Source organism: Lysinibacillus sp. RC46 (genome assembly GCF_041262385.1).
GTDB lineage: Bacteria > Bacillota > Bacilli > Bacillales_A > Planococcaceae > Lysinibacillus.
Genome location: NZ_JBGCCF010000004.1, coordinates 222,342 through 231,274, shown reverse-complemented (window position 1 = coordinate 231,274; position 8,933 = coordinate 222,342). Strand labels below are relative to the sequence as shown.

General features: G+C 35.9%; 8 protein-coding genes and 1 pseudogene. 5 read left to right on the top strand and 4 right to left on the bottom strand.

All coding sequences use genetic code 11. The features are described 5' to 3' along the window. The first annotated feature begins 251 nt into the window (after positions 1 to 251). From ABH966_RS05935 to ABH966_RS05925, 3 genes and pseudogenes are all read left to right on the top strand, one after another. A complete protein-coding gene (locus ABH966_RS05935) occupies positions 252 to 725 on the top strand; it encodes a GNAT family N-acetyltransferase (RefSeq protein WP_370076659.1) in 474 nt (157 codons plus the stop codon). Between the two features lie 730 nt (positions 726 to 1,455). After that, positions 1,456 to 1,947 carry a DinB family protein gene (locus ABH966_RS05930; protein WP_370076657.1) on the top strand — a complete coding sequence of 164 codons (492 nt, stop codon included), beginning with the start codon at positions 1,456 to 1,458 and terminating at the stop codon, positions 1,945 to 1,947. 321 nt (positions 1,948 to 2,268) lie between these two features. Next, a pseudogene (locus ABH966_RS05925) lies at positions 2,269 to 2,558 on the top strand (CcdC protein domain-containing protein). Between the two features lie 256 nt (positions 2,559 to 2,814). Here ABH966_RS05925 and ABH966_RS05920 read toward each other — a convergent pair. Then, the gene (locus ABH966_RS05920) at positions 2,815 to 3,243 is read right to left on the bottom strand and encodes a HEAT repeat domain-containing protein (RefSeq protein WP_370076655.1); all 429 of its coding nucleotides are present in this window, start codon (positions 3,241 to 3,243) and stop codon (positions 2,815 to 2,817) included. Between the two features lie 435 nt (positions 3,244 to 3,678). On the opposite strand from ABH966_RS05920, the gene ABH966_RS05915 reads away from it, so the two are divergent. Continuing rightward, positions 3,679 to 4,263 carry a hypothetical protein gene (locus tag ABH966_RS05915; protein WP_370076653.1) on the top strand — a complete coding sequence of 195 codons (585 nt, stop codon included), beginning with the start codon at positions 3,679 to 3,681 and terminating at the stop codon, positions 4,261 to 4,263. Positions 4,264 to 4,542: 279 nt separating this feature from the next. Here the strand turns inward: ABH966_RS05915 and ABH966_RS05910 are convergent, their stop codons facing one another. Next, the gene (locus ABH966_RS05910; RefSeq protein WP_370076651.1) at positions 4,543 to 5,145 is read right to left on the bottom strand and encodes a LysE/ArgO family amino acid transporter; all 603 of its coding nucleotides are present in this window, start codon (positions 5,143 to 5,145) and stop codon (positions 4,543 to 4,545) included. Positions 5,146 to 5,413: 268 nt separating this feature from the next. On the opposite strand from ABH966_RS05910, the gene ABH966_RS05905 reads away from it, so the two are divergent. Further along, positions 5,414 to 6,841 carry an aminotransferase-like domain-containing protein gene (locus tag ABH966_RS05905; protein WP_370076649.1) on the top strand — a complete coding sequence of 476 codons (1,428 nt, stop codon included), beginning with the start codon at positions 5,414 to 5,416 and terminating at the stop codon, positions 6,839 to 6,841. A 229-nt stretch (positions 6,842 to 7,070) separates the two neighbouring features. Here the strand turns inward: ABH966_RS05905 and ABH966_RS05900 are convergent, their stop codons facing one another. Together ABH966_RS05900 and ABH966_RS05895 are read right to left on the bottom strand one after the other, a co-directional pair. After that, complete coding sequence (locus ABH966_RS05900) at positions 7,071 to 7,559, bottom strand: 3-isopropylmalate dehydratase small subunit (protein WP_370076647.1); 489 nt, start codon at positions 7,557 to 7,559, stop codon at positions 7,071 to 7,073. A gap of 12 nt (positions 7,560 to 7,571) precedes the next feature. Then, complete coding sequence (locus tag ABH966_RS05895) at positions 7,572 to 8,801, bottom strand: 3-isopropylmalate dehydratase large subunit (RefSeq protein ID WP_370076645.1); 1,230 nt, start codon at positions 8,799 to 8,801, stop codon at positions 7,572 to 7,574. Between the last annotated feature and the right edge of the window lie 132 nt (positions 8,802 to 8,933).

The following is an 8,933-nucleotide window of genomic DNA, read 5'->3' as shown; positions in this document are numbered from 1 at the left end:
TTGTACTTTTTTTGACTCATGGTCGGACACGTCCTCTCTTATGTTCAATTCTATTGATTTAACCGAGGTATGTCCACTTATCTATAATACATCCAATATTTTGTTAACGGGGTGCACTAACGGGGCGAAATTGTTCAATTAGAGCAATAGATTCTTGTGCTAAGTAGGTTAGTTGCATAAAGAATAATATATAGTTTGCTTTAATGTTAATATTAGTTTAAATAGATTTTTACATAAAAAGGGGGATTAAGATGGAAATTCGTTCAGTTAAAGGTTCAGACTACTATGTAATTTCACCTCTAATCAATGAGTGGTGGGGTGGCAGGAATATGTCTGATATGTTACCAAAGTTATTCTTCGACCATTTTACACAAACAAGTTTCATTGCAGAAAAGGATGGTAAACTTGTTGGTTTTCTAATAGGATTCCTTTCTCAAACTCATGCAAATGAGGCGTATATTCATTTCGTTGGAGTTCATCCTGAATACAGAAAGCATAATATTGGAAACCATTTATACAATGAATTTTTTAATGTGGTAAAGCAAAATAATCGAAGTATTGTTCGATGTGTAACGTCACCTGTCAACAAAGTTTCGATTGCCTATCATACCAAGATGGGTTTTGAAATTGAAGATGGAGATAGAAGTGTTGATGATCTGTCAATAAATACAGAATATGACGGACCAAATCAAGACAGAGTTTTATTTGTAAAAAAATTAGATTAAATTCTAGTTTCTTATTGCATTAATTAAAGATCATTGAGTTGCGAAGGCAGCTCTTTTTTCTTTAAACGGATGTAAAACAGAAAAAGTCAGTTATCATTGCAGGAAAAAGTAAGAAGAGAAGGTGGACAATGGACACGAATGATCGGAAAATAAGATTAGAGTTTCTCTTGCAAAAGTAAAAAGAGAAAGAAATAATGAATTACAGATGCAATTAGATTGGATGTTGGTGCCGTTCTCAACTAAAGAAAGTATTAGGATGTTAGATGTTGAAGAAAAGGAAAAAATGAAAACTGAATTTATAGCGAGCATCCCCATAATTGAATGGGTAAGTCTAGACTTCTGGGATTATTGAAAATATTATTCATTTAGCAGCAGAAGATGCCTATCAACAGTATGTATTTTGCCCATCACCTAAATTTGTAATAGAATTCGTTGAACCTGACTTAATAACCATTGCTTGGTAACAAGGGGGTTCTTGATCGATACGTTTTACTAACGGCGCAAGTTGCTATACAGTCTAATCGATTATTCAAGAATATGGCACTTTAATTAAAAATACGCATCTCTTTATTAAAGAAATACGCCCGATTGTGGAAGATCGTTAATTAAAGTTCAGGCTACACAAATATAAAGACCATGTATATTTTCACTCCTATGTACTATTTTCGAAAAATTTGATAAATTAATAGTAAGTAATGTTTAGAGAGTTACAAAAAAGGAGGCGATCCAAATGAGTAAAAAAGGACTCTTGCAAAATGGAGTCAATCAAGTTTTTTACGAAGAAGAATGGTACCCACCGTTATCAGAAGCATTAAAGAATCTCACTGCTGCACAAGCATGTTGGCAACCAGAAGGAAAGGCCTCTAATACGATTTGGGAAAATGCAAACCATTTACTAACCTTTAAAGAGCGCTTACTTTCTCGCTTATATAAAGATGACACATTTGTTGCTCCACAAAAAAATGATGAAACGTTTATCCAAGGTGAAGCTAATGATGAAGATGCTTGGCAAGAAACAGTGAAGCGAACGCTTCACGTACATGATGCCTTAAAATCTTCATTAGCATCCTTTCAAGAAGCAGTATTGGATCAACCTAGTCCTTCTCTTCCAGTTTGGCAACAATATCTAAATATCCTTTTGCATGACGCTTATCATACAGGACAAATTGTACAACTTCGTAAACTACAAGGTTCATGGCCAGCTAAGCGCTCAAATTTATAAACGATGATTAAAATTGATTGAATATTACACACAACAAAGCGATTTAAAAGCAGATCGAACTGTTACATCAAATAAAATCCCGATTTCCTAGTATTCAAATTGAGAAATTGGGATTTTTTATTAACCCATAATAGCGCCTGATTGTTGTTCATCCTGCCTCAAAAAATTTCTAATTCTATTTGCTACATCCTCTTTAGAAATCACTTCACTTGCATATTTTTTAACATATTGAGTTCCAACGCATACGCTATGTATTGCTTGTTCAAATAAGCATTTATCATTATTTTTGGATTGTTCATTTTAGTTCGCAGAATCCGTTCTATGTACAAACCAACCAAAGGCAGAGGAGGGCGAATAATTCTTCCCCTTCTATTTTTAACACCAGGATTTTCATTTTTTCTAAACGCTTCTGTGCACGTCACATACCTTCAATTATCTATAGCAATTTTTTTAGGAGTGGGTTTTTCTATTCCTCTTATTTTATGGTCAGATTATGAAATACGAAATGATGGTTTAATTATGCTGCTACTTGTTATTTAATTCCTTGGAGAATAGCTTGCTATATAAAGTATAAAAAGGTTCTTAAACTAAAAAATACAGTTAGTTTTTAGAACTTTGTATTTCTCTAACACTCTCCAAAATGAAACAAGGAGTATAAGTTTGTGAATAAATGCTCTTAAACTAACGAAGCAGGTTAGTTTAATAAGGTGTTTGTTTTATCATTAAACAATAAAGACGGATGATCAAAGAAAAGAAGTAATACAATTTAATATTAGTTTTCGATGAACCGCAGCGTAAGATAAGAAAAAGCCATTCCCTCCACAAGCGGAGAGAATGACTTTCCTTCATAAATCGCAAAACTACTGATTATAGTTTTGCCCAACGTTCCTCTAACCAGTTCATAAATTCTACACCTTTGTCGCCTTCATACGCATCAAAGACATCTAAACGCATACGTTTTAGTTTATCCGCAAAGTCTACCACTGTATGGTCCTTCGGCAAGCTCTTTTTCACCCGCAGGAAAATTTTGTCTGTGCCTTTGATAATATCAAAACGTGCAGGTGATGGCTTCTCTACGTCCTCACCAAACGCCGCGAGTGCTTCATAGGCTGCTAATTGCACCTTGTTGACAGTATCATGCTGCATACGATTTTTTAATAAATCTATGATTTTGTCATGTTGATAAGCCGATAACATTTCGACTGCGTCTAAACGCTCTCGCCAGCTAGACGTATAATTGGCCTGTTTTTTTAATGTTTCATACTGCTCAGGTAATGCTTTTTCAAACTGTTTCAAGTAATTGCACCTCTTTTTTTAACTAGAGGAAAAATGAATTCTTCTTCTGCTTCTCTTATTATACGTTGTCTGGGTGAAAATAGCTATGAATAGCTGGTAAGGATATTTATATAGAAAATGGAAACTAACTACATTAAGGTGAACCGTATCATAAGTATGTACTATTCTTTATTAGATTTGCTTTTCTTATTAAACTCCCATGAAAGAACTTAATCATCTTTCATTTTCTGTGGTGTAGTGCTGGTTTTTGCGCTACATGGATGGCTAACGGGGGCTTTACTTGAAGAAGGATTATTATCTCAACTACTAGAATACATAGATATGTGCAATTCTGGGTGCTAATTAAATGATTAAAATCCTTACTTATTCAAATAACTGACATACGAAAAATTTCAAACCCGTTACAAATACTAGAAATTCATTGGAGGTGTTAGCTTGAGTATAGATTTAGAAAAATTGAACTCAGATATATTAGACGAGGCAAACGAAATTCTATACAAATTAGGATTGTACGATGCCTTAAAAAAGTACGGTAATCCTAAAGTAAGTGGTAGTTATTCGTTAAAGTTGATGACGTGGAGAGATTTAGATATTTACCTTGAAACAGACACAAGTAATAATGACAATTTTTTTGAGTTAGGGAAAGAAATTTCAATTAAATTAAAACCAACAAAAATGAGTTTTAGAAATGAGTTAATTGGGAAAACACCACATTTACCAAATGGGCTATATTGGGGAGTACATACAAACTTATTTGGACACCAATGGAAAATTGATATTTGGGCTATTGGTTCAGAAGAAGTTAAGAAAAAACAAAATGATGTAGAAGAAATAAAAATTCAACTTGATGACATTAAAAGAAAATCAATATTGGAATTAAAAAAACAATTGCATAGTCATCCTAAATATCGCAAGGCATTTTTTAGTATAGATATTTATCAATCAGTTATAAACGATAATATTGAATCCTTAAGCCAATTTGAAGAATGGTTATCTAGAAAGAATGGAATAAAATTATAACCAATTTTAAACATAAGAGGCTTTTCATCAAAGGGGAGAATGACTATTTCTTCTTCAACTAACGGGGGGCGTTTCTACAATAAGTAGAGACGCTTTTTTACAAATAGAGCAGGTCTTTAAACATAAATAAAAGCTGATCTAATATCAAAATTAGTTCAGCTTAAAAAAAGTGTATTTTAATGTTGCACAATCTATATAGGATACTATTCTATTAAGTGTATTACTTTAACTCTTGATTTTTAATAAAAACTAGTATCCTGAGCGTTTTTAGTGAATACGTTACAGTAAACCACTAACAAGATAGAGAGCGGTTGCCCAAATAAAAATCGCTGAGCATTTATTAAAAATATTCATAAGCTTCCCAGAGCTATCAAGTCTTTTCAAGGATGCTCCAGCAATGATAAGACCGAAAAACCATAACCAAGAAATCAAAACACATGCTGCAGTGAACAACATTTGCTCCGTCCCACTATATTTTAAAGCACTCGTCCCGATAACACCTATTGTATCTAAAATGGCATGTGGATTTAAGAGAGAGACAGAGACCGCGAATAAAATTTGTTTTTTTACAGGAAGTGCCTCGTTATTATCGGTAGATGCAGGATTTGAGCGCCAAATTGTATAGCCCATATAAAGTAAGAAAAGTATCCCAACACTCATCAAGGCGATACGTAACCACTCAAATTGCAACACAATTATAGATAAACCGAATACCGCAAGTAGTATTAGAAGCGTATCACAAATTGAGGCAGTGATGCTGGCGGGTAAGGCCCGAACTAGATGTGGCTGAGTCGCACCTTGGGAAAAGACAAAGACATTTTGTACGCCAAGGGGCAAAATAAGTCCAAATGCTAAAATCATTCCATGTAGAAATGCTTCCAATGAAATTCCTCCTTTCACTAAACATTTTAGATATGATATAACTAAAAGAAAACGACCAATTGGGTGGTTTTTAAGCCATCCAATTTTAACTTCTTTTAGCGGCTGTTTGGACACCCGCTGAAAGAAGTTAAAGCCTCCGGCGGATGTTACGAAATCGGAAAGGAGTTCTTAGGCTAACTGACCTGCATCGTGCAGGCCTAAGTATAAAGCCGATTCCGAAAGCAATTATGCCGAGGTATAATTGATATGTATGTTTGAGGTGATACGAATGAGCTGGCAACCAAGTAGACAGGGAGAAATGACATTACAGCAGCAAATTATTCAGTGGATTACTGAGCATATAGAACGTGGAGATTGGGTGGCAGGAACAAAGCTACCGACACAAAGACAGCTAGCTATGCAGTTCGGGGTCAATCGCAGTACTGTTCAGCAGGCGTTAGAGGAGTTAAAAGCAGCAGGAATATTGGAATCGAAGGTAGGCTCAGGTATTTATGTAGCACAAAATTCATGGGATTCATTAATTACACAAACACAACCAAATTGGCAAAAGTACATAGACACAAGTCTCCATAAGCCCAATTATCATACCATTCAATTAATCAATGAATACGAGCAGCGCGATGATATCATTCGATTGGGAACTGGAGAGCTTGCACCTAGTTTATTGCCCACTACTGAAATTGAAGCGTCTTTGAAAGAGCTCTCTTTGCAGCCGAAAGCTTTAGGCTATTCATCACCACAAGGTAGCGATAAACTTCGAGAAGCGATTTGCGAATACGTGAAAAAAAGGGGGATCTATGCAAAGCCCAAAAATGTTTGTATTGTCTCTGGTGCACTTCAAGCATTGCAATTGGTTGCTGTTGGGCTGCTTGAGCAGGGTTCTATCGTATTCCAGGAACAGACGTCTTATTTAAATTCAGTCCATCCTTTCCAATCTGTAGGTAAGCAAATGCTGTCTATCGAACGTGATGAACAGCTTGCACAAACCTTAGCTCAAAAAAAAAGAAAAAGGCAGGCTGTATTTTATGCTGTACCTACGTTAAACAATCCAACTGGTGGGGTATGGACGTCGCTTGAAAAAAGGGAACTTTATGAAGCGTGTAAAGCATCTCGTATTCCTATCATTGAGGATGGCGTCTATCATGAATTGCTATTTGAAGCGGCAACGTCTCCAATTAAATCAATGGATGATAGCGGGCAAGTCCTTTATATTGGGAGTGTTTCGAAAACATTAAGCCCCGGACTCCGTATTGGCTGGTTAATCGGTCCAACTACAGTGATTGAGCGGTTAGCAGATATAAAAATGCAGACAGATTACGGATCAAGCGCCATCTCACAGGAAATTGTGCTGCATTGGTTGCAATCTGGTAAGTATGAGAAGCATATTCAAAGTTTGCGGAAAGAATTATTACTGAGAGCCAACTTTGTTGAGGGTATATTACAAGAGAGATTTACGGAAATTGCTAGTTGGGATAAGCCGAAAGGTGGCTTCTATATTTGGCTTAGGTTTCATGAGCCAATCGTTGATAAAGACTTATTTACCAAGCTATTGCATCGACAAGTTCTCATTAATCCCGGCTATATTTACGATCCTCAAGATACACAGCATATTCGATTATCATATGCATATGGAACATATGAAGAGTTGGAAATTGGACTACAAATATTATACGAATGTGTTTTGAAGCGGTTATAAAGAATAGAAAAATAGTATGGGTAAAATAAGATTTTAAAAAGCCTCTCTTTAATCTAGCTTTGTTCAAAAGAGGGGCTTTGTATTTATGTTGGAATCAGTTAAATATTCAGTTGGAATAGCCTTTTAACAATGCAATCTGTACATCATGTTTTATGATATGACATTTCACCATCTGCAACATTGTCCGCAGCGAGTTTTGTCAATGCTTCAAGAACAAGTAAATGCTCCGTCATAACTTATATGTTTTATGCTCAGCTAAATAATTTACTAAGCCATTATTATTCAAAATATCAACCATTACTTCGGGCATTTTTGTCCCTGTATAAGATTGTCCATTTACTGTAACAATGCCTGAAATTAGATCTGCCTCAACGATGTCACCTGGCTGAATTTGATAATCTTTCAGTTCGATGATGGGTAAGCCGATGTTTATGGCATTTCTAAAGAAAATACGGGCAAAGGATTTTGCAATGATTAATGAAACACCAGCTGTTTTTAATGCAAGTGGTGCTTGCTCGCGTGATGAACCACAACCAAAGTTTTCTCCTGCAACAACAATATCACCCTCTGCTACTTTTTTACTGAACTCTGGATCTAAATCTTCCAGTACATGATCAGCTAGTGATTGTAAATTTAATGTTTTTGTATATTTCCCTGGAATAATACGGTCTGTATCAATATTATCGCCATAAACGTGGGATTTTCCTGTAATTTTCATATTGATCACCCCTTATATCAGTTGTGGGTTTCTAATTTTGCCATGCAATGCAGCTGTTGCTACAAATGCTGGTGAGCCAAGGTAAATATTTGACTCTCGATTGCCCATCCGCCCTTGAAAATTACGATTTGTTGATGAAACAATAACTTCATTATTTCCCGGAACTCCTAAATGCGTGCCTACACATGGACCACATCCTGATGGCAAGAATGTGGCACCGGCATTTGTAAGAATTTCTACTGTGCCATCTTTTACAGCATCTAAAAAAACTTTACGTGAGGCTGGGGCAATAATTAGACGTACGCTTGGATGAATATGCTTGCCTTTTAATATATTAGCAGCCGTTTGTAAGTCTTCTAAACGGCCATTTGTACAGCTTCCGATAAATGCTTGGTTAATTTCGATTTCTTCAATTTCATCGATTGATTTAACATTATCAGGAGAATGTGGTACAGCAACTTGACTTGTAATTTGACTTGCATCAATGTCAATTACACTCTTGTATGTTGCATTTGCATCAGGCAAAACATGTTCAAAAGCATAGGGTAGCTGTAACCCAGTTGTATGAATAAAACCGGCCTTAGCTCCCATCTCAATTGACATACTCGCAATTGTCATTCTGCTATCTAATGATAAGCCGACCATTGTGGAGCCTGCATACTCAATGGCATCATATGTCGCCCCTTGTATTCCCACGATCCCAACAACGTACAGTACGATATCCTTTGCTGATACGCCAGGTTGTAACGACCCATTGATGTTAATAAGAATGGTTTCCGGTACTTTAATCCAAGTTTGACCTGTTAACATTGCTCCGGCTAAGTCCGTTGAACCTACCCCTGTCGAAAATGCTCCGATCGCTCCATATGTACAAGTATGAGAATCGGCACCAAGAATTAATTGACCAGGCTTGGCATGTTCATTTTCAATCATCAATTGATGACAAATTCCGTCTCCTACATCGTAAAGTTTAACATTATGCTCATTGGCGAATTCACGCATCATGTCATGCAGTGAAGCAATACGCTGATTTGGTGCAGGTGAAGCATGATCAATTACTAATGCCATTTTAGAAGCATCGAATATTTGAACTCCCCCCATATTTTTGAATGCATTGATGGCTAAGGGTGCAGTTGTATCTGATGCCATTAAAAAATCCACATTTACAACTGTGAGTTCGCTAGCAAAGACTACTTTATTTGCGTGAAGCGATACAATTTTCTCAATAATTGTTTGTCTCAAAAAAAAGTACCTCCTATTCATCGTTCCACTATATGAAACGCGTTTCCTGTTTTGGTTCATCCTAAATAGAATTTAAATGCAACAATAGATGTTTGTCAATAAATTTTTGAAAAATTCAGATAAATACTAAAA

Bases quoted from the DNA above. Each gene is read 5' to 3' on its own strand.
- ABH966_RS05900 (WP_370076647.1), bottom strand. From the start codon at position 7,559: ATGAAAATTACAGGAAAATCCCACGTTTATGGCGATAATATTGATACA.
- ABH966_RS05935 (WP_370076659.1), top strand. From the start codon at position 252: ATGGAAATTCGTTCAGTTAAAGGTTCAGACTACTATGTAATTTCACCT.
- ABH966_RS05905 (WP_370076649.1), top strand. From the start codon at position 5,414: ATGAGCTGGCAACCAAGTAGACAGGGAGAAATGACATTACAGCAGCAA.
- ABH966_RS05930 (WP_370076657.1), top strand. From the start codon at position 1,456: ATGAGTAAAAAAGGACTCTTGCAAAATGGAGTCAATCAAGTTTTTTAC.